Source organism: Amycolatopsis echigonensis, assembly GCF_002846615.1.
Taxonomy (GTDB): domain Bacteria; phylum Actinomycetota; class Actinomycetes; order Mycobacteriales; family Pseudonocardiaceae; genus Amycolatopsis; species Amycolatopsis echigonensis.
Map to the genome: position 1 here is coordinate 8,345,405 of NZ_PJMY01000003.1, position 21,130 is coordinate 8,366,534.

A 21,130-nucleotide genomic window follows, 5' to 3' on the forward strand; every position below is an offset into this window, starting at 1 on the left:
CGCCCGCCATTGTTCAGCACGTCCGCAGCAGCCGGTCCAGGACCCGGACGGAGAACCGCAAGGACTCCAGCGGCACCCGTTCGTCCACGCCGTGGAACAGCCGGTTGTAGGGCAGTTCCGGCGGGACGCGCAGCGCTTTGAACCCGAAACCGCGGATGCCGAGCGCGGACAGCGCCTTGTTGTCGGTGCCGCCGGCGTTGCAGTACGGGGCGGGGTGGCCCTCCGGATCCTCGGCGGCGATGGCCGCGCACATCGCGTCCACCAGCGGGCCGTCGAAACCGCTTTCCATCGCGATGTCCCGGTGGATGAATTCGCGGCGCACCGACGGGAGCAGCAGCTTGTCGATCGTGTCCAGCAGTTCCTGTTCGTACCCCGGCAGGAACCGGCCGTCGACCGCGGCGGTGGCCCGGCCGGGAATGACGTTGACCTGGTACCCGCCGGAGATCATGGTGGGGTTCGCCGAATTGCGCAGGATCACCTCCACCAGCTCCCGCACCCGGCCCATCCGCGCCAGGCTTCCGTCCACATCGGACGGATCGAACGGGACGCCGAGCAGGTCCGCCGCGCGTTCCAGCAGCGCCCGCACCGGGGCGATCAGCCGGACCGGGAAGCGGTGCCGCCCGATCCGGGCGAGCGATTCGGCCAGATCGGTGACCGCGTTCTCGTCGTTCGGCGAGGACCCGTGCCCGGCGCGGCCGGTGGCGACCAGCCGCAGCCACGCCTGCCCGCGCTGCGCGCACTCGATCGGATACAGCCTGCTGCCGTTGCCGAGGTCGAACGACACCCCGCCGCCCTCGGTGATCGCCTCGCCCACGCCGTCGAACAGATCGCGGCGGTTCTCGGCCAGCCAGTGCGAGCCGAACTTCCCGCCGCCCTCCTCGTCGGCGAGGAAGCCGAACACTATGTCCCGCGGCGGTTTTTCGCCGGCGCGGCCGAACTGCCGCGCCAGCGCGAGGATCGCCGCGTCGAAGTCCTTCATGTCGATCGCGCCGCGGCCCCACAGCATGCCGTCGGCGATCTCCCCGGAGAACGGCGGGACGCTCCACTCGTCCGCGTCCGCGGGCACCACGTCCAGATGCCCGTGCAGCAGCAGCGCGGGCCGCGAAGAGTCCGCTCCGGACACCCGGGCGAACACGCTGGCCCGGCCGGGCGCGCTCTCCACCAGCGTCGGCTCCAGCCCGGCGTCGGAGAGTTTCTCCGCGACGTACTCGGCGGCGGGCCGCTCAGCGGCGCCCGGGTTGGACGTGTCGATCCGGATCAGGTCGCGGCAGAGGTCGACGACCTCGTCCTGTGCGCTGGTCACCGGCCCACCTCCTCCAGGTCCACCGAGCCCACTGGCCGGATCAGCCCGGCCAGGCCCAGGACCGTGTAGAGGATCGCGGCGGTCAGCAGCGAGTTCAGCGCCGGAATGCCCCAGTGCACGAACTTGCCGACGCAGAACGCCGCTGCCCACACCGCGAGCGTGGCGGGCACCCACACCGGCATGGTGGCCGGGACCCGGCCGTCCGCCCGGGTTTCCCGCAGCGGCGTGGAAAGGCGGCGCACCAGGAAGTATTCGGCCACGATGATGCCGCCCACCGGCGGGATCGCGACCCCGAGCACCGACAGGAACGCAGTGAAATGCTGAAGGAAGCCGATCGCGGACAGCACCGTCCCGGCGAACCCGATCACCAGGGTGACGACACCGCGGTGCAACGGGCGGCCGAACACGGTCCGCACGAAGTTCACCACGCCCAGCGAAGAGCCGTAAAGGTTCCAGTCGTTGATCTTCGCGGTCGCCAGCACCACCACGATCAACCCGACGAAGCCCGAAGTGGACAGCACGATGTGCGTGACGTCGGAACTGCCGACCAGGTGCCCGAGCAGCACGCCGGTCATGCCGACGATGTATTCCGACAGGACGATCGACGCCGAACTCTGCAGCAGGACGTGCCAGCCCTTGCGGTTGAACCGGGTCATGTCCGGGGCGACCACGGCCCCGGTCATGTAGCCGCCGGCGATGATCGTCGCCGCGGCGGGGATGGTGATCGCCGTCGCGGTCGGCGCCGCCGACATCAGCGCGCCCACCGAGTGGTCGGACAGGGTCGAGATGACGCTCCAGGCCACGAGTCCGAAGAACAGCGGCACGGCGATCTTCGCCAGCCACATCATGTACTTGAAGCCGTAGATCACCAGCAGCGTCAAGACGACGCCGGACACCGCGCACCACAGCCACGGCGGCCCGCCGACGAGGGCGTGCATGCTCTTGCCGAAGATGCCGTTCTGCACGCCGAACCAGCCCACCAGGCTGATCGCGATCACCAGGCTCACCAGCGCGGAGCCGTTGCGGCCGAAGCCGGTGAACCGGGTCAGCATCGTCATGGTGAGGCCCTCCCGCTGGCCGGCAAGGCCGATCAGGAAGATCACCGCCTCCAGGATCACCGCGCCGAGGGTGAACGCCCAGAACGCGTCGGAGAACCGCATCCCGACGCCGAGCGTCGCGCCGAGCACGAACTGCGACAGCGACCCGGACTGCGCGAGCCACTGCAGCAGCATCGACCCGAACCCGTAGCGGGCCTCCTGGGGGACGCGGCGCAGCGAGTAGTCGTCGTTGCCGATCCGCTTCTTGGTCTGCTTCGCGGTTTTCGTCGCGGTGTTCATCCGGCCACCTCCGTGCCCAGCGTCTGCAGGTGCGCCATCGAGCCGTAGCGGGCTCGCAGGTTGGCGAACTCCGCCTCGTCGTGGAAGTGCAGCGCGCCCGCGCCGAACTGCTTGGCGACCTCGACCGCGTAGCGCGCGGCGGCCGCGATGTCCGTCTCGTGACTGGCGCCGGTCGCGCAGCCCGCGACGGTCGCCGCCGAGGTGATCGCCAGTCCCACGACCGGCGCGTCCGTCGCGGTCGACGGCTGCAGGATCGAGTTCAGGTGGTAGACGCCGTTGCCGTAGGGCGTGATGTCCTGCGTGGTGATCGGGTAGGTCACCAGCGGCGCGCCGGTCACCGCCTCCAGCAGTTCGCCCAGCCCCTCGGAGACCCGCAGGATGTAGCCGCTGCGCACGGTCGGGGACAGCGCGAGCCCGCGGTGGTTGATCACCCGGTTGCCCTTGGTGGTGTCGATCGACAGCACGGCGGCCATCTCGCCGGACAGCTCGTACCTGTTCATCGTGGCGATGTCGACCGGCGAGTTCATGAACGGCACCGGATCGTGCGGCAGGGTCGGCGCGTCCGGGCAGATGTGCGTCCCGATCAGCACGTCGCCGGCCAGCACGTCCCCGCGAGCGCGCATGGACAGCAGCTTGGCGGCAGCGGCGAGCGCCGCGGCGGCGCCGTCCCCGTCGGACACGAACCCGGTCACCTCCGGCCGGGCGCCGACCCCGCCGAGCCGGCCCACCACGCCGAGCGTGGGCGCGTCGCCGCCCGCGGTGCGGCCGCGGCTGCCGGGCACTCGCACCCGGACGAAGTCGGTCTTCCCGGCCGGGCCGGGCACCGTCGTGATCTCCGCGCCGCTGCCGTCCGCGCCGGCGACGGCGTCGAGGTAGCCGACGACCTCCTTCCCGGTCACCGCCGGGTCGTCGAGGATTTCGAGCAGTTCCAGGACGTGTTTGAGCATGTGGTTCCTCTGGAGAAGTCAAAGCAGGCGGGGATTGGTCCGACCAGATTCCGTCCGAGCCCGCCCGCTTTACAAACATTTCCCGTTATTCGCACAATGGCGGGATGCCGGACCCCGACGACCGCACCACCCCGCCCGGCCTGCCGCAGACCGCGGACCGCGCGCTGCAGGTGCTGCTCGCGTTCGACCGCGCCCGCCCGGAATGGGGAGTCACCGCGGTGGCCCGCGAGTTCGGGCTGCACACGTCGATCGCCCAGCGGCTCCTGGCCGTGCTGGCCCACCGCGGTTTCCTGGTCCGCGACGACAGCACCCGCAAGTACCGGATCGGCCCGGCCGCGCTGCACCTGGGCCGGATGTGGGACCGGGCCGGCGCGCTGGACCTGCTGGTGGCCCCGGTCCTGACCGACCTGGCCGCCCAGACCGGGCACGCCGCCCTGCTGTCCCTGCCCGACGGCGCGCACACCCGGTGCGTGCTGGCCGCGGAAGGCGCGGACGGACGGCTGCGCGGCTACTCGCTGGTCGGCGAGCTGTACCCGGCGCACGCGGGCGCGACCAGCAAGGCGTACTTCGCGTTCCTGTCCGAAGAGGAGCGAGACCGGCTGTTCGCCGACCGCCCGATGGCCCGGTTCACGCCGGACACGGTCACCGACCTCGCCGTCCTGCGCGAGCAACTGGCCGAGGTCGCCGTGCGCGGCTGGGCGTTCACCACCGGCGAGTACGACACCGGTGTGGCAACTCTCGCGGTGCCGGTCTTCTTGCGCGGCGAACCGTACGGAAGCCTGTCGGTCGGCTGGTCCGCGGCCCGCTTCGACCACGACCCGGAGCAATGGGTGGACCTGTTGCGCCGGGGCGCGGACTTGATCGAACTGCGGCTTTCGCGGCCGGTTCCGCGCCGGTGACACGGCTTTGCCTGCTCGTCTCTGGCTGCCGCCGCTCTCGCATCAGTCCGGCAACCTATTCCGAAGAAAGGGTTGACCCGCCGTCTGTTATCGCTAACATTGCGATGCTCATACCCGCGGACTTCAGCGAGGAGGTGCGGGAATGCCCGCCGACGGGTCTTCAGCCAAACGCCAGCCGGGGCTTGCCGAAGTGGCGGCGATGGCAGGCGTTTCGCACATGACCGTCTCCCGCGTCGTGAACGACACCGGGCCCGTTCGCGCGGAAACGCGGGCGCGGGTGCTGGCCGCGGTGGAACAACTGGGGTACCGGCCCAATTCGGCGGCCAGGACGTTGGCGACCGGGAGGTCGAGCATTCTCGGCGTCGTCGCGCTGGAGTCCAATTTGTACGGTCCGGCGAGCACGCTGTACGGCATCGAGCACGCCGCCCGCGAAGAGGGCTACGGCGTCACGATCTCCAGCGTCAGCCGCCCGCGGAGGTCGACGTTCGCCGAGGCAGTGGACAATCTGCGGCGGCAGGCGGTCGGCGGGATAGTGGTCATCGCGCCGCACGTCGCGGCCGGCGAGGCGTTGCGGCAGGTGCCCGAAGACATCCCGATGGTCGCGGTCGGCGGCGGCGAATCGGCTCCGGTGCCGGTGATTTCGGTCGACCAGTACGACGGGGCCCGGCGGGTGACCGAGCATCTGCTGTCGCTCGGGCACGAAACCGTGTGGCACGTCGCCGGGCCGGAGGACTGGCTGGAATCGCTGGAGCGGGAACGCGGCTGGCGGGAAGCGCTCGAACGGCGCGGCGCCAGGGTGCCGCCGCCGCTGCGCGGGGACTGGAGTCCTCGTTCCGGCTACGACGCGGGGCGTCGCCTGGTCGCCGAAACCCAGCCGGACGCGGTGTTCGTCGCGAACGACCAGATGGCGCTGGGCGTGCTGCGCGCGTTCGCCGAGGCGGGTCTCTCGGTGCCGGGGCAGGTCCGCGTGGCCGGTTTCGACGACGTTCCCGAGGCCGCCTACTTCAGCCCGCCGCTCACCACCGTCCGGCAGGATTTCATCGAGGTCGGGCGGCGGACCTTCCGGTTGCTCGTCGAACGCATGGAAGGCGGCGACCCCGGCGTCCGCCATCTCGTCGCACCCGATCTGATCGTCCGGGACAGCACCGGACCCCGATAGCGGCGCCGCGACGCCGCTCCCGAGCACGCGAACACTTCGAAATGTTAGCGCTAACAGCCGAGCGGCATCCCGTCGCGCGGCGCGGAATCCGGAAGGAAATCCCTCCAGTGCCAGCAGATCCCCTCGTCGTAGGCCTCGACTTCGGCACGCTGTCCGGGCGCGCGGTCGTGGTCCGGGTGCGCGACGGCGCCGAACTGGGGACCGCCGTGACCGAGTACCGGCACGGGGTCGTCGACGACCGGCTTCCCGCCACGGCCGAGGAGCTGCCGCCGGGCTGGGCGTTGCAGGTTCCGTCGGACTACGTGGACGTCCTGCGCACCGCCGTGCCCGCCGCGCTGGCCGACGCGGGAGCCGATCCGCGGGACGTGATCGGGATCGGCACGGATTTCACCGCCTGCACGATGATCCCGGCCACCGCGGACGGCACTCCCCTGTCCGAACTCCCGGAATTCGCGGGCAATCCGCACGCGTATGTGAAGCTGTGGCGGCATCACGCCGCGCAACCGCAGGCCGATCGCATCAACGCCGCGGCCCGCGAACTCGGGGAGCCGTGGCTGCCGCGGTACGGCGGGCTGATCTCGTCCGAATGGGAGTTCGCCAAAGCCCTGCAGCTGTTCGAGGAAGCCCCCGAGGTCTACCGGGCCATGCGGCACTGGGTCGAGGCGGCGGACTGGATCGTCTGGCAGCTCACCGGGACCTACGTCCGCAACGCCTGCACGGCCGGGTACAAGGGGATCCACCAGGACGGCCGCTACCCCGGCCGGGAGTTCCTCCGCGCGCTCAATCCCGGATTCGAGTCCTTTGTGGACGAGAAACTCGACCATCCGATCGGGCAGCTCGGCTCGCTCGCCGGGAAGCTGAGCACGCAGGCCGCGGCCTGGACCGGGCTGCCCGCCGGGATCGCGGTCGCGGTCGGGAACGTCGACGCGCACGTCACCGCGCCGGCCGCGCAGGCGGTCGAGCCGGGCCAGATGGTCGCGATCATGGGCACGTCGACCTGTCACGTCATGAACGGCGCCGACCTGCGCGAGGTGCCGGGCATGTGCGGAGTCGTCGACGGCGGCATCGTCCCCGGGCTCTGGGGCTACGAAGCGGGCCAGAGCGGTGTCGGCGACATCTTCGGCTGGTTCGTCGAGCACTGCGTCCCAGCGTCCTATTCGGACACTGCGCGGGCGGAAGGGCTGTCCCTGCACGAGGTCCTGACCCGGCTCGCGGAACAGCAGGAGATCGGCGAGCACGGCCTGGTCGCGCTCGACTGGCACAGCGGCAACCGGTCGGTCCTGGTCGACCACGAGCTGTCCGGGGTGATCGCCGGGCAGACCCTGAGCACCCGGCCCGAGCACGTCTACCGGGCCTTGCTGGAGGCCACCGCGTTCGGCACCCGGAAAATCATCGAGACCTTCGAAGCCGCCGGAGTGCCGGTCACCGAGCTGATCGTCGCGGGCGGGCTCACGAAGAACCAGTTGCTGATGCAGATCTACGCCGACGTCACCGGCCTCCCGCTCTCGGTGATCGGCTCGGCGCAAGGGCCCGCGCTGGGCTCGGCCATCCACGCCGCGATCGCCGCGGGCGCCTACCCCGACGTGCGCGCGGCCGCCGCGGCGATGGGCTCGGTCCAGCGGATGGCGTACCAGCCGGTGCTGTCGAACGTATCGGCCTACGACGAGCTGTACGCGGAATACACCGCGCTGCACGACTACTTCGGCCGCGGCGGCAACGACGTGCTGCACCGTCTCGCCGCGCGCCGCCGCGAACTGGCCACTGTCGCGAAAGGACAGAACTGATGACGCTGACCGCACAGGCGCGCGGGACTATCGCGGAGCTGAAGGAATCCGTCGCGCGGCTGCACAGCGAGCTGACGCGCAACGAACTGGTCGTCTGGACCTCGGGCAATGTGTCGGCGCGGGTGCCCGGCGAGGACCTGATGGTGATCAAGCCGTCCGGCGTGTCCTATGACGACCTGACTCCCGACACGATGGTCGTCACCGACCTGCACGGCAAGCTCGTGCACGGCGAACTCGCGCCGTCCTCCGACACCGCCGCGCACGCCTACGTCTACCGGCATCTGCCCGAGGTCGGCGGCGTCGTGCACACGCATTCGACCTACGCCACGGCCTGGGCCGCGCGCGGCGAGCCGATCCCCTGCGTGCTCACGATGATCGCCGACGAGTTCGGCGGCGAGATCCCGGTCGGCCCGTTCGCGCTGATCGGCGACGACTCGATCGGCCGCGGCATCGTGGAAACCCTCCGCGCGACCCGCTCCCCCGCGGTCCTGATGCGCAACCACGGCCCGTTCACCGTCGGTGCCACCGCGCGGGACGCGGTGAAGGCCGCGGTGATGGTCGAGGACGTCGCCCGCACCGTCCACATCGCACACCAGCTCGGCACGCCCGTCCCGCTGTCGGGCTCCGACGTCGACCGGCTGCACGCGCGCTACCAGAACGTCTACGGGCAGCGCTGAAACCATGAGCCAGCAAGGAGAAAAGATGACCTCCGCGACCAAGCCGCAGGTGTGGTTCCTCACCGGCAGCCAGGCGCTCTACGGCGAGGAGACCCTCGAGCAGGTCGCCGGGCAGTCGCTGCGTATCCGGCAGCTGCTGGCCGATTCCGGCGGGCTGCCGTGCGAGCTGGCCGGCAAGCCGGTGCTGACCGAGTCCGCCGGCATCCGGCAGGTGCTGCAGGAGGCCAACGCCGACCCCGCCTGCGTCGGCGTGATCGCGTGGATGCACACCTTCAGCCCGGCGAAGATGTGGATCGGCGGTCTCGACGCGCTGCGCAAACCGTTGCTGCACTTGCACACCCAGCTCGACGCGACGCTGCCGTGGGCCAGTCTCGACATGGACTACATGAACCTCAACCAGGCCGCGCACGGCGACCGCGAGTTCGGGTTCGTCCAGACCCGGCTCGGGATCCCGCGCAAGACCGTCGCCGGCCACGCGGCCGATCCGGCGGTGGTCGCCCGCATCGACGCGTGGGCGCGGGCGGCGATCGGCGCGGCGCATCTGCGGACCTTGAAACTGGCCCGGTTCGGCGACAACATGCGCGACGTCGCGGTCACCGAAGGCGACAAGGTCGAGGCCGAGCTGCGGTTCGGCGTCTCGGTCAACACTTACGGCGTCACCGAACTCGCCGAGCGGGTCGACGCGGCCTCCGAAGCGGACGTCGACGGCCTGGTCGCGCAGTACGCGGACGAGTACGCGCTCGCTCCGGAGCTGGCGCACGACGGGGAACGGCACGAATCGCTGCGGTATGCCGCGCGGATCGAACTCGGCCTGCGGTCCTTCCTCACCGAAGGCGGATTCGGCGCGTTCACCACGAACTTCGAGGATCTCGGCGGACTGCGCCAGCTGCCGGGACTGGCCGTGCAGCGGCTGATGTCCGAAGGCTACGGCTTCGGCGGCGAGGGCGACTGGAAAACCTCCGCGCTGCTGGCCGCGGTGAAGGCGATGGGCCGCGGCTCGGACCGCGGAACGTCGTTCATGGAAGATTACACCTACCATTTCGGACCCGGCGAACCGAAAATCCTCGGTGCGCACATGCTCGAGGTGTGCCCCAGCATCGCCGCGGCCACGCCGTCGTGCGAGATCCACCCGCTCGGCATCGGCGGCCGCGAGGACCCGGTCCGGCTGGTCTTCGACGCCGCGCCCGGCCGGGGCGCGGTGCTGGGCCTGACCGACCTCGGCGACCGGTTCCGCTTGGTGGCCAACGAAATCGACGTCGTCCCGCCCGACGAACCGCTGCCGAACCTGCCGGTGGCGCGCGCCGTGTGGAAGCCCACGCCGTCGCTCACCACGTCCGCCGAAGCGTGGATCACCGCGGGCGGACCGCACCACACCGTGCTCACCCAGGCGGTCGGCACCGAGACCGTGCGGGACTTCGCCCGCATGCTCGACGTCGAACTGCTCCTCATCGACGAGAACACCACCACGGCGGACTTCGCCGACCGCATCCGCTGGAACCAGGCCTACCACCGGCTCGCCCAGGGTTTCTGAGAGAAGGAGAACGAACAATGAGGTTCATTCGAGGAATCCGCACCGCCGCCGCGGCGGCCGGAGTCGCCGTGCTCGGGTTCGGCCTCGCCGCGTGCGGGTCGAGCGCGAAAACCGTCGACCAGCAGGCGGGCGGGTCCGCCGGCGCGCTCGTCGGTGTCACGATGCCGACCAAATCGTCCGAACGCTGGATCCACGACGGCGACAACATCAAGGCCGCGCTGGAAAAGCTCGGCTACAAGGTCGACCTGCAGTACGCCGAGAACGACATCCCCACCCAGGTCAACCAGATCGAGAACCAGCTGACCAAGGGCGCGAAACTGCTGATCGTCGCCTCGATCGACGGCACCGCGCTCACCACCCAGCTGCAGGAGGCCGCCGACCGCAAGGTCCCGGTCATCGCCTACGACCGGCTGATCCGCAACTCCCCCGCCGTCGACTACTACGCCACCTTCGACAACTTCAAGGTCGGCGTCGAACAGGCCAACTCGCTGCTCAAGGGCCTCGGCGACGGACCCGGTCCGTTCAACATCGAACTGTTCGGCGGATCGCCCGACGACAACAACGCGACCTTCTTCTACAACGGCGCCATGTCGGTGCTCAAGCCGCTGATCGCCAGCAAGAAGCTGATCGTGAAGAGCGGCCAGGTCGACTTCGCGCCGACCGCGATCCTGCGCTGGGACCCGGCGACCGCGCAGCGCCGCATGGAAGACCTGCTGACCAAGACCTACACCGGCGGCGCGAAGGTCCAGGGCGTGCTCTCCCCGTATGACGGCCTGTCGATCGGCATCCTGTCCGCGCTCAAGAGCAACGGCTACGGCACCGCCGGACAGCCCTATCCGGTGGTCACCGGACAGGACGCCGAAGTCGCCTCGGTCAAGTCGATCATCGCCGGCGAGCAGTATTCCACCGTCTTCAAGGACACCCGCAAGCTCGCCGACGTCACGGTGAAAATGGCCGACTCCGTCCTCAAGGGACAGAAGCCGGCGGTCAACAACACGACCGACTACAACAACGGCACCAAGATCGTCCCGGCCCAGCTGCTGCAGCCGGTCGTGGTGGACAAGTCCAACTACCAGAAGGAACTGCTCGACTCCGGCTACTACACGGCGGGCCAGCTGAAATGACCGAACTGCTCGGCATGCGCGGGATCACCAAGACCTTTCCCGGCGTCACCGCGCTGTCCGACGTCACGCTCTCGGTGCGGCGCGGGGAGATCCACGCCGTCTGCGGCGAGAACGGCGCCGGGAAATCCACCCTGATGAAAATCCTGTCCGGCGTCTACCCGCACGGCAGCTACGACGGCGAAATCGCCTTCGACGGCCAGGACTGCGCGTTCGGGTCCATCCGGGACAGCGAACGCCGCGGCATCGTGATCATCCACCAGGAACTCGCGCTGTGCTCGCAGCTTTCGATCGCCGAGAACATCTTTCTCGGCAACGAGCGGGCCAAGCGCGGCTGGCTCGACTGGAACCGGACCAACCACGAGGCCGCCGACCTGCTGCGCCGGGTCGGGCTGCGCGAGAACCCGGTCACGCCGGTCAGCGAACTCGGCGTGGGCAAACAGCAGCTGGTCGAAATCGCCAAAGCCCTGTCCAAGCGCGTCAAACTGCTCATCCTCGACGAGCCGACCGCCGCGCTCAACGACGACGATTCGGCCCATCTGCTCGCGCTGCTGCGCGAACTGCGCGACGACGGCGTCACGTGCGTGATCATCTCGCACAAGCTCGGCGAGGTCATCGCGATCGCCGACACCGTCACGATCCTGCGCGACGGCAAGACGATCGAAACGCTCGACGCGGCCGGGCTGAGCGAGGAACGCATCATCACCGGCATGGTCGGGCGCGACCTCGAACACCGGTTCCCGCCGCGGGAACCGGACATCGGCGACGAGGTGCTGCGGATCGAGGACTGGACCGTGCACAGCCCGAGCCAGCCCGGCCGGGTCGTGGTGGACGGGGCGAACCTGACCTTGCGCCGGGGCGAGATCGTCGGGCTCGCCGGGCTGATGGGCGCGGGCCGCACCGAACTCGCGATGAGCGTGTTCGGCCGCTCGTACGGCACGAACATCTCGGGCCGGCTGGTCAAGGACGGCAAGGAGATCACCCTCAAGTCCGTCCGCGACGCCATCCGCAACGGCATCGCCTACGCCACCGAAGACCGGAAACTGTACGGGCTCAACCTGATCGACGACATCCAGCGCAACACCTCCGCGGCCGGGCTGCCGGCGCTCTCGCGCCGCGGCTGGGTGAACGAGCACAGCGAACACGACGTCGCGATCCGGTTCCACCGCGACCTCCGGATCAAGGCCCCGTCGGTGCGCAGCGTCACCGGCAAGCTGTCCGGCGGGAACCAGCAGAAAGTCGTGCTGGCCAAGTGGATTTTCACCGACCCGGACGTGCTCATCCTCGACGAGCCCACCCGCGGCATCGACGTCGGCGCGAAGTACGAGATCTACACGATCGTCAACGAGATGGCCGCGCAGGGGAAGGCGGTCCTCGTCATCTCCTCCGAGCTCCCCGAGCTGCTCGGGCTCTGCGACCGCATCTACACCCTGTCCGCGGGCCGGATCACCGGCGAGGTCGCCCGCGCCGAGGCCACCCAGGAACTGCTCATGCGACACATGACGAAGGAACGGACATGACCACCACGAACCCCGTGCGGCCAGCCGATCCGGCCGCCCCGCCCGCGGGGCGCAGCCCCCGGCGGATTTCGATCAACCTCCGGCAGAGCGGCATCTACGTCGCCTTCGCGCTGATCGTGGTGCTGTTCGAGGCGATCACCGGCGGCGCGCTGCTCGAACCGCAGAACATCTCGAACATCATCGTGCAGAACTCCTACGTGCTGATCCTCGCCATCGGGATGATCCTGGTGATCATCTCCGGGCACATCGACCTCTCCGCGGGCTCGGTCGTGGCGATGACCGGCGCGGTCGCCGCGGTCCTCACGGTCAACCTCGGGCTGCCCTGGCCGCTCGCGGTCGTGCTCACCCTTGTGGTCGGCGCGGTGATCGGCGCCTGGCAGGGATACTGGGTGGCCTACTTCGGCATCCCCGCCTTCATCGTGACACTGGCCGGGATGCTCGCCTTCCGCGCGCTCACCCTGACCGTGCTCGGCAACCAGGGCATCGGCCCGTTCCCGGACGCCATCCGCACCCTGTCCAACGGCTTCACCGGCGGCTACCTCGGCAACATCGGCCTCGGCCCGCTCGGCGGAGCCGACCTCTTCAGCCTCCTCGCCGGGGTCGTGGTGGTCGCCGGGATCGTGCTCACCCAATGGCGCAAGCGCACCGCCCGGCTCGGCTACGGCCAGGAAGTCGACCCGTTCCCGCTGTTCGTGCTCAAAATCGCCGTCGCCGCCGCGCTCGTGCTCGCCGTCGTCGTGCAGCTCGCCCGGTTCCGCAATCTCCCCTGGGTCCTCGTCCTGCTCGCCGTCCTCGTGCTCGGCTACTCGCTCGTCGCCGGGAAATCCGTGTTCGGCAGGCACATCTACGCCATCGGCGGGAACCTGCAGGCCGCGACCCTGTCCGGGGTCAAGGTCAAATCGGTGACGTTCTGGGTCTTCGTCAACATGGGCGTCCTCGCCGCGCTGGCCGGCATCATCTTCGCCGGCCGCCTCAACCAGGCCGGGCCGACGGCGGGCGTCAACTTCGAACTCGACGCCATCGCCGCCGCGTTCATCGGCGGCGCCGCGGTCCAGGGCGGGGTCGGCAAGGTCGTCGGAGCCATCACCGGCGGCCTGATCATGGCGGTCATCAACAACGGCATGTCGCTGATCGGCGCTCCCAGCGAACGGGTCATGCTCGTCAAGGGCGCGGTGCTGCTCGCCGCGGTCGCGTACGACATCTGGACCAAACGCCGCGCGGGCGCCGCAGCTCGCTGACCGTCCCGCGCTCGGCATCGGGTCCTGGGTTGCCGGTGGGCGACGCTTCGGCGCCGCCCGCCGGCCCCGTCGTATATCGGTGGCGGTGCGGTCCCCCGCCGACCTAGGCTTTCCGGCGCGGGGAACACCATGGAGTAGATCAGCGGCAGATCACCCGGCTCGTAACCGGGAGGGCGCGGGTTCGAATCCCGCCTCCATGTCGCTTCCCCCGCCTCTTGGAGTAGTTCAGCAGGCAGAACACCCGGCTGTATTCCGGGAGGGCGCAGGTTCGAATCCTGCCTCCAAGTCTCGACAGCAGGGGGAATCCACATGGGACACACCGCTTCGCCGGGGTACGCCTACGGGCAGCTCGAACGGGCTGTGCGCACCGCCGCGTCCGCGAAGGACGGCGCGACGCGCCAGCGTGCGCGGGCGAAAGCGAGCCGGTGGCAGGAAATCCTGGCGGGCATGGCCGACGGCTCCCTGCGAATCGGCTCGCGGGTTCCGGTCGCGGAAACTCCGGCGTGGATGACCCTCGAGGTCGCGCACGGCGGGTTCGCCACCGGCCGCTTCCTCGCTGAGGTCCCGCTTTCGCCCGCCGAGGCCGCTCTGTGCGCCGACGGGCCGGGCGCCACCGACCGCGAACGGCTCAACCTCTGGTACCTCACCGACGCCGGGCTCGCCGCGCTGCGCGCCATGCTGGCCTCCGAGTCGTACCGGATCGAGCTTCCCGAGGACGCCGCGCTGCCGGTCGTGGCCTGGCTGCTGGACCACGGGCACGCCGAAGCCGCGCTCGACCTGATCGCGGAGCTTCGTCCGCACCTGCCTCGCCTGCGCCTGGCTCCGCTGCCGGGCGCGGCGCCGCGACCGACGGGCGCACTGGTACGGCTGAGCACCGTCGGCGAAGTCCGGGAATCGCTGCGGTCGGCGCGCACCCGGCCCGCGATCGCGGCGATGCTGGAAACGCTGAAGGTGTGGCACCCGCTGTTCGACCGGCTGGTCGCGCTGTGGTGCGACACCGTCGAGGGCGAGCTGCCGCGGCTGGACGGAAACGACGTCACCGGCGGCTGGCCGTGCCGTACCTGGCCGCGGGACTGGAGCCAGCGACGCGCCGAGTGGCTCGCCGACTACGCGACCGCGAGCGTCCGGTACACCGCGTCGAAAGCCCACACCCACCCGAAGAGCAACTTCGCCCGGCTGCATCGCGCGCTGCTGGCGTGCGAGCACGACAGCACGGAACTGACCGGCCGGGACGTGGGCTGGATCCGCCGTGCCCTGGCGAACACGATCGCCAAGCACGGCGAACCGGACTCGGAACCGCGGGCGGCGCTGCGGGCTTTGCAGGCCTCGGTCGCCGCGCAGCCCACCCACGCCGAACTCGCGGCCGCGCTGGCCGAACGGCTGGACCGCTTCCCGGCCGACGGCGGGCTGCCGTCGCTCGAGCCGGTCGCCGGAGACGCGCCAGCGCACCTGGTCACCAAGGTCGCCCGCGCGCTGGAGGCGCCGATCGAAGAACTGGTCGCGCGCGACGTGATCACCTCAGCCGACGTGCTCGCGACGGTCCTGCCGCAGATCACCGCGCAACTGCTGGCCGCGAACTTCGACAACGAGCAGCTTTCGACGCTGTACGCGAAGATCTACGCGGCCTTCCGCCGCCGGCGGAGCCTGCTGCTGCTCGACCTGGAAGACCAGGTCCGGCTCGAGGAACTGCCCTGGGTCCGCGCGATCGATCCGCTGCGAGCGCGGCGGCCGGACACCGCCCGGGCGGCGCGCCAGACGCTGGCCCAGACGGTGCTGCTGGCGCTCAGCGCGTTCCCGCAGGCCATCCTGCCGAACACGCTGGTGCGCGAGCTGGGCGCACTCGCGAAACAGGCCGGGCTGCCGATGCCGCTGGTGGAGGAAGTCGCCGCCGACATCTTCATGGGCACGTTCACCGCGAAATGGCGCACGGCGGCGGAGCTCACGAGTCGCGCGATGGCGGGCACGCTCTACGCCCGCTACTACGACCTGCCGCAGTCCTGGACGTCGGCGCCACGCCCGCGCCCGTTCCGCGTGCTGGCCAAACGCACCGCCGACGACTTCGCCGACCTGTGCGTCGCCCGAGCCGCCGAAGCCCGGCCGACGCGGACGCCCGGCTCGGTGGCCGCGAACGGCACGGTGCTGGAGCAGAGCCAGATCCTCACGACGCAGAACCTGGCAGTTCTGGTGGACACGCTGGGTCTGCGGGACCGGCTCCGGGCCTCCGCGCCCGAGCTGGCCGCGGAGTCGTTGGCGTGGACGGTGGACCGGCTGGCGATCCGCACCGACCATCGCCACGCGGCCCTGCAAGCGGTCAAGAACGCGGCGTACGCCTGGCGGCAGGCACTGTTCTTCTTGAGCTTCTGCAACACGGACACTCAGCGCACGACCGTGCGCCAGCTCGCCGCGCAGGTGGCCCGGGCGGGCCTGGCCGAGCGCTTCACCCCGGCAGTGACCGGCCTGGCCCACGTGGTCGACGGCGGCCGGTTCACCCCGGACGGCCGGACGCCCGACGGAACGGGACGGCGCTTCCTCGGCTGGACCACCGGCAGGCACTGGTGCCTGCCGGGCGAAGAGGAGGAAGCATGACGGCTCCCGGCACCACGACCGACTCGCCCGGCAGGAACCGCGCCGTCCACAAAGGACTCCTCGACTCGGCGGGAAGCGGATCGGGCGGGACGTCCCGCAGGCGCTCGCCCTTCCGCCAGGTCGGCAAAAGCCAGCCGTGACCAGCGCCACGTTTACCCGCACCCGGGTACCGGGAAGTTCGGATCTGGCATTCCGTTCGGCGACGCGCGAGGCGGTGACGACGATGACGGCGATACATTCTGGCGCGCAACGAGAAAATCCGGACACCCACGGCGGTGCGGGCACGGCGGAGCGACCACTGCCGCAGCTGCTGGCGGAATTGGACCGGCTCACCCGGCGCGTCGACGAACACCTCCGCAGGCCTGGCCGACGACAGCACCGGGCCGGCGGCAGCCTGGACGGCTTCTCTCGCGGATAACGGGAAACCGGCCCGCTCTCCTCGCCAAACTACCCCGCGAGGCGACCGGCGTCGCGGCCGGACAGGTCTCCGCCACGCCCGTCTCGCAGGGTGGTCCGCACTGCCCGCACCCGCGAAGACCGCCTCGGAGATCCTCAGCCAGCCACCGGAGTGACTGCGCTTGCCGCCAGGACCACCCGGACCTCCCGCGCCTGCTCGACGCCTGGCCCGCCGACCCCGGCTGCTCGCCCCACCCGGGCGGTCGCGGCCTGGCGCGAACCCGCCGCCCTCATCGAGCTTGCGACGGCGGACGTCCATAACGCCTGCGGAACGCCGCCGCGAACCGGCTCGCGCTCGAAAAGCCCCACCGCGCGGCGATTTCGCTGACCGAGGATTCCGGGTGCGCTTCGAGGTCCGCGCGGGCGCGCTGCAGCCGGACGCCGACCAGGTGTTCCGTCGGCGTGCATCCGACCCACTCCCGGAAGCTTTCCTGCAGCCTGCGGACCGTGGTCCCGGCGACGGCCGCCATGTCCGCGGCGGTCCACGCCCGGGCCGGGTCGGCGCGGACGGCGTCGACCACCCGCATGATCGCGCGCGGCCGCGGCGCCGGGACGCAGCCGGAGTCGGGGCAGCCGGCCAGCAGGAATCCGGCCGCGACCGCTCCGGCCAGCTGTTCCCGGACGATCGGCTGGTCGCTGAACAACGCGCGGTCGCCCATGTGCGACGACAAGCCGGAAACGAGATGCCGCCAATCGCGCGCCGGGCCGTGTTCGAGGCGAAGCTGGTCCGGGAGCGCGCCGGCCACGCGGACGGTCCCGGCGCCGAGGACCCGCTCGGCCTCGCGGTCCAGCCAGTCCCGGTCGAATTTGACGCCCAGCACGGTGCAGGTCGCGTCCCAGTGGGTGATCAGCGACGGCGTGTCGGCCCGGAAGACCGTCGCCTGCCCGGGCACCGACGTGACCGTGCCGTGCCTGCCGCGGCTGGCGAGGTGGCCGGTCAAGGGCAGGTTGACCTCGTAGGCGGACGGGTAGTCGCAGGCGATCTCGACGTCGGCTCCCCAGCCGACGTACCCGATCAGCACCGGGCCGAGGTCCAGCGTCCGGAGGGTCAGCCGCGGCTCGCGGCCGCCGCGCAGCGGCGTCAGCTGATGCGGAAAGTAGGCGGCGGCCACCGACTTCGAGACTCGCTCCCAGTCCCGCGGCGCCGCACCCCGGCGTGCGGACATGGACGCATGCTAGCTGATCAGCGGCGACGCGCCGGATTCGTCGCGCGATCCGTACCGGATCCGCGCTTGGCGTGTCGTCGGCCCGGCTCGCCCGGACCTACCTTTCCTCCGACCCGGACGAAGTCCCGAAGGAGGCCGCGTCAATGACGACGAACAGCACCACCGCCCCGGACCTTTCCTGGATCGGCGACATCACCATGGCCCAGCTGGAGCGAAACCCGTACGAGCCCTACGAACGGCTGCGCCGCGAGGCTCCCCTGGCGTACGTGCCGGTCCTCGGCTCGCACGTCGCGACGACCGCGGAGATCTGCCGCGAGATCGCCACCAGCCCCGACTTCGAAGCCGTCATCACGCCGGCCGGCGGCCGCACCTTCGGCCATCCGGCGATCATCGGCGTCAACGGCGACATCCACGCCGACCTGCGCTCGATGGTCGAACCCGCCCTCCAGCCCGTCGAGGTCGACCGGTGGATCGACGACCTCGTCCGGCCCATCGCCCGCGGCTACCTCGCGAAGTTCGAGAACGACGGCCGGGCGGAACTCGTCTCCCAGTACTGCGAGCCGGTCAGCGTCCGCTCCCTCGGCGACCTGCTGGGGCTGCAGAGCGTCGAATCGGACAAGCTGCGCGAATGGTTCGCGAAACTGAGCCGGTCGTTCACCAACGCGGCCATGACCGAGGACGGCGAATTCGCCAACCCGGAAGGTTTCGTCCAGGGCGACGAAGCGAAGGCCGAGATCCAGGCGACGGTCGACCCGCTGATCGACAAGTGGATCGCCGAACCCGCCGACACCGCGATCTCGCACTGGCTGCACGACGGCATGCCGCCGGGGAAAACCCGCGACCGCGAATACATCTACCCCACCATCTACGTGTACCTGCTCGGCGCGATGCAGGAACCGGGCCACGGCATGGCCTCGACGCTGGCGGGGCTGTTCAGCGAACCCGACCAGCTGGAACAGGTCGTCGACGACCCGGCGCTCATCCCCCGCGCGATCTCCGAAGGCATGCGCTGGACGTCGCCGATCTGGTCGGCCACCGCGAGGATCTCCACCAAACCGGTCACCGTCGCCGGGGTCGACCTTCCCGCCGGCACGCCGGTGATCCTGTCCTACGGCTCGGCCAACCACGACACCGGCGTCTACGAGGCCCCGACCCGCTACGACCTGCACCGTCCGCCGCTGCCGCACCTGGCCTTCGGCGCCGGGAACCACGCCTGCGCGGGCATTTACTTCGCCAACCACGTCATGCGCATCGCGCTGGAGGAGCTGTTCGAGTCGATCCCCAACCTCGAACGCGACACCTCCTCCGACGTCGAGTTCTGGGGCTGGGGCTTCCGCGGCCCGACGTCGCTGCACGTCGCCTGGGAGGTCTGACATGCCCTTCACCGCGACCGTCGGCGACCGGGAAGTGCCGTGCGAGCCCGACCAGCCGATGCTCGACGCCTTCCTCCGCGCCGGCGTCTGGATGCCGAATTCCTGCAACCAGGGCACCTGCGGAACCTGCAAACTCCGGGTGGTCGACGGCGACGTCGACCACCGCGACTCCCCCGCCGACACCTTGACCGAGGACGAGCGGGCCGCGGGTCTGGCGCTGGCCTGCCAGGCCCGGCTCCGCTCGAACGTCGTCGTCGAAACCGGGGGCGGCGCCGGTCGTGCCACGCACCCCTTGCGCGATCTCACCGCGACAGTCCGGGAAATCGAAGACATCGCCCGCGACACCCGGCGGCTGCGGCTGGGCCTGCCCGAGCCGCTGGCCTTCCACGCCGGGCAGTACGTCGAGCTGACCGTGCCGGGCACCGCCGTCCGCCGCCAGTACTCGCTGGCCAACACCGCCGACGAGGACAAAGTCCTGGAGCTGCACGTCCGTTCGGTGCCCGGCGGAGCGGCGACCGAAAAGTGGATCTTCGCCGATCTCACCGTCGGAGAACAGGTTCAGGTCACCGGACCTCTCGGCGACTTCGTCCTGCCCCCGGCCGACGAGGACGACGGCGGCCCGATGGCACTCATCGGCGGCGGCACCGGCCTCGCCCCGCTGATCGGCCTCGCCCGCACGGCGCTCGCCCGCGACCCGAACCGGAAAATCGTGCTGTACCACGGGGTTCGCGGCGAGGCCGACCTCTACGACCTCGACCTGATGGCCGAACTCGCCGACAGCTGCCCGAATTTCGCGTTCCTTCCGGTGCTGTCCCACGAACCCGGAAACAGCACGCACCGCACCGGTTTCCCGACCGACCGGTTCCTCGAGGACATTCCCAGCGCACGCGGCTGGTCGGGCTGGCTCTGCGGACCGCCGCCGATGGTCGACGCCGGGGTGAAAGCGTTCAAACGCCGCCGGATGGCGCCGCGCGTGATCCACCGGGAGAACTTCACCCCGGCCGCGACCTGACTGCCGCCGGTCGGGCCGAGGCTCGCGGGCTGGCGCGAGCCGCGGCCGAGGTTCGCGACTCCGGCCGGAATCCCTGCGCGGACAACCGATTCGGCCGCCCGCCGCGACGGCCGGGTCGGTTCGTCATCGGCACAACTGACCAGCAACCGCGCGAGGTACCGAGGACCCCGCGGCCCCCAGCCCGCACACCCCGACGTTCATGCAGCGGCACAACCACCTTCCCTGGCCCACCTCCCGCCGCAGCCGGGCCGATTCGCCCCCAGCACCACCGATCAACAGCCCGTGAGACAACCGAGGAACCCTCCAGCAGCCAGCTCGCACACCGCCGACGTTCACGCAGCGGCACAACCACCTTCCCTCGGCCACCTGCCGCGACAGCCGAGCCGATTCGCCCCCAGCACCACTGACCAACAGCCGCGCGAGACAACCGAGGAACCCCTCGGCCGCCAGCCCGCACACCCCGAAATTCACGCAGTGGCAAACCACCTTCCCCCGGCCGCCGCGTGCGGGGAGTTCCCTCGTCTACAGCTCGATGACGACCTTCCCGTGCACGTGCCGTCCCGCCTGGAGCTCGACCGCGTCCCGGATTTTCTCGACCGGGAAGGTCGCCGCGATCGGCACCCGGAGCTTTCCCGCCGCGACCAGGCCGGCGATTTCCTCGATGGCGCCCGGGGCCGCGTTGGCGCCGTTCGCTGGCGTGATCCCGTCGATCTGGGCGGCGATGGTGGTGATCCGCTCGTCCGGCACGCCGAGTTCGCGTGCTGCCAGTGCGGTGTCCTCCCCGTGCAGGTCCATGGCGGCGGTGACGCCCTCGGGAGCCAGCGCGCGGACGCGATCGACCAGGCCGTCGCCATAGGTGACCGGCTCGGCCCCCAGTGCGCGCAGGGCGTCGGCCGACGACGCTGATCCGGTCCCGATCACTCGCGCGCCCGCGAGCCGCGCGAGTTGGACGGCGAATACGCCGACCCCGCCTCCCGCGCCGCCGACGAGCACCGTGTCGCCCGGGCCCGGGTTGATCACG

Annotated in this window: 17 protein-coding genes and 2 tRNA genes; 14 read left to right on the forward strand and 5 right to left on the reverse strand. The window is 70.6% G+C overall.

Annotation, left to right across the window (positions count from 1 at the left end):
• Nucleotides 1-13: 13 nt before the first annotated feature.
• The 3 genes from ATK30_RS44355 to ATK30_RS44365 are packed head-to-tail and all read right to left on the reverse strand — an operon-like array spanning nt 14 to nt 3,587.
• Complete coding sequence (locus tag ATK30_RS44355) at nt 14-1,303, reverse strand: M20/M25/M40 family metallo-hydrolase (protein WP_101440618.1); 1,290 nt, start codon at nt 1,301-1,303, stop codon at nt 14-16.
• Nucleotides 1,300-2,640 (reverse strand): cytosine permease, encoded by a 1,341-nt coding sequence (locus ATK30_RS44360; RefSeq protein WP_101440619.1) that lies wholly within the window; start codon nt 2,638-2,640, stop codon nt 1,300-1,302. Before ATK30_RS44360 ends, ATK30_RS44355 begins: the two co-directional genes overlap by 4 nt.
• Nucleotides 2,637-3,587 carry a DUF1177 domain-containing protein gene (locus ATK30_RS44365; RefSeq protein WP_101440620.1) on the reverse strand — a complete coding sequence of 317 codons (951 nt, stop codon included), beginning with the start codon at nt 3,585-3,587 and terminating at the stop codon, nt 2,637-2,639. The genes ATK30_RS44360 and ATK30_RS44365 overlap by 4 nt, the downstream gene beginning before the upstream one ends.
• Before the next feature lie 104 nt (nt 3,588-3,691).
• Here ATK30_RS44365 and ATK30_RS47045 point away from each other — a divergent pair, with 104 nt between their 5' ends.
• The 12 genes from ATK30_RS47045 (at nt 3,692) to ATK30_RS44915 (ending at nt 16,520) form a co-directional block, all read left to right on the forward strand.
• On the forward strand, nt 3,692-4,486 hold the full coding sequence (locus ATK30_RS47045) for an IclR family transcriptional regulator (protein WP_101440621.1): 795 nt from the start codon (nt 3,692-3,694) through the stop codon (nt 4,484-4,486).
• Nucleotides 4,487-4,628: 142 nt separating this feature from the next.
• On the forward strand, nt 4,629-5,645 hold the full coding sequence (locus tag ATK30_RS44375) for a LacI family DNA-binding transcriptional regulator (RefSeq protein WP_101440622.1): 1,017 nt from the start codon (nt 4,629-4,631) through the stop codon (nt 5,643-5,645).
• Nucleotides 5,646-5,752: 107 nt separating this feature from the next.
• Nucleotides 5,753-7,429, forward strand: a complete 1,677-nt coding sequence (gene araB / locus ATK30_RS44380) for a ribulokinase (protein WP_101440623.1) — start codon at nt 5,753-5,755, stop codon at nt 7,427-7,429.
• Complete coding sequence (locus ATK30_RS44385; protein WP_101440624.1) at nt 7,429-8,106, forward strand: L-ribulose-5-phosphate 4-epimerase; 678 nt, start codon at nt 7,429-7,431, stop codon at nt 8,104-8,106. The genes araB and ATK30_RS44385 overlap by 1 nt, the downstream gene beginning before the upstream one ends.
• Nucleotides 8,107-8,131: 25 nt before the next feature.
• Nucleotides 8,132-9,637: an L-arabinose isomerase gene (gene araA, locus ATK30_RS44390; protein WP_101440625.1), complete on the forward strand. Its 1,506-nt coding sequence runs from the start codon at nt 8,132-8,134 to the stop codon at nt 9,635-9,637.
• Between the two features lie 17 nt (nt 9,638-9,654).
• On the forward strand, nt 9,655-10,761 hold the full coding sequence (gene chvE / locus ATK30_RS44395) for a multiple monosaccharide ABC transporter substrate-binding protein (RefSeq protein WP_101440626.1): 1,107 nt from the start codon (nt 9,655-9,657) through the stop codon (nt 10,759-10,761).
• Nucleotides 10,758-12,278 (forward strand): multiple monosaccharide ABC transporter ATP-binding protein, encoded by a 1,521-nt coding sequence (gene mmsA, locus ATK30_RS44400; RefSeq protein WP_101440627.1) that lies wholly within the window; start codon nt 10,758-10,760, stop codon nt 12,276-12,278. The genes chvE and mmsA overlap by 4 nt, the downstream gene beginning before the upstream one ends.
• Nucleotides 12,275-13,516, forward strand: a complete 1,242-nt coding sequence (gene mmsB / locus ATK30_RS44405; RefSeq protein ID WP_101440628.1) for a multiple monosaccharide ABC transporter permease — start codon at nt 12,275-12,277, stop codon at nt 13,514-13,516. Before mmsA ends, mmsB begins: the two co-directional genes overlap by 4 nt.
• A gap of 128 nt (nt 13,517-13,644) precedes the next feature.
• A tRNA-Thr gene (locus ATK30_RS44410) sits at nt 13,645-13,716 on the forward strand.
• A 14-nt stretch (nt 13,717-13,730) separates the two neighbouring features.
• Nucleotides 13,731-13,803 (forward strand) — tRNA-Tyr (locus ATK30_RS44415).
• A gap of 22 nt (nt 13,804-13,825) precedes the next feature.
• Nucleotides 13,826-16,102, forward strand: a complete 2,277-nt coding sequence (locus ATK30_RS44420; protein ID WP_101440629.1) for a hypothetical protein — start codon at nt 13,826-13,828, stop codon at nt 16,100-16,102.
• 223 nt (nt 16,103-16,325) lie between these two features.
• Nucleotides 16,326-16,520: a hypothetical protein gene (locus tag ATK30_RS44915; RefSeq protein WP_143271497.1), complete on the forward strand. Its 195-nt coding sequence runs from the start codon at nt 16,326-16,328 to the stop codon at nt 16,518-16,520.
• A 268-nt stretch (nt 16,521-16,788) separates the two neighbouring features.
• Here ATK30_RS44915 and ATK30_RS44425 read toward each other — a convergent pair whose 3' ends face one another.
• Nucleotides 16,789-17,724: an AraC family transcriptional regulator gene (locus tag ATK30_RS44425; RefSeq protein WP_101440630.1), complete on the reverse strand. Its 936-nt coding sequence runs from the start codon at nt 17,722-17,724 to the stop codon at nt 16,789-16,791.
• Nucleotides 17,725-17,867: 143 nt separating this feature from the next.
• On the opposite strand from ATK30_RS44425, the gene ATK30_RS44430 reads away from it, so the two are divergent.
• Nucleotides 17,868-19,097, forward strand: coding sequence for a cytochrome P450 (locus ATK30_RS44430; RefSeq protein ID WP_101441405.1), 1,230 nt, complete (start codon nt 17,868-17,870; stop codon nt 19,095-19,097).
• A gap of 1 nt (nt 19,098) precedes the next feature.
• On the forward strand, nt 19,099-20,109 hold the full coding sequence (locus ATK30_RS44435; protein WP_101440631.1) for a 2Fe-2S iron-sulfur cluster-binding protein: 1,011 nt from the start codon (nt 19,099-19,101) through the stop codon (nt 20,107-20,109).
• A gap of 522 nt (nt 20,110-20,631) precedes the next feature.
• On the opposite strand, the gene ATK30_RS44440 is transcribed toward ATK30_RS44435, so the two are convergent.
• A partial coding sequence (locus ATK30_RS44440) for a zinc-binding dehydrogenase (RefSeq protein WP_143271498.1) occupies nt 20,632-21,130 on the reverse strand: 499 nt, incomplete at its 5' end.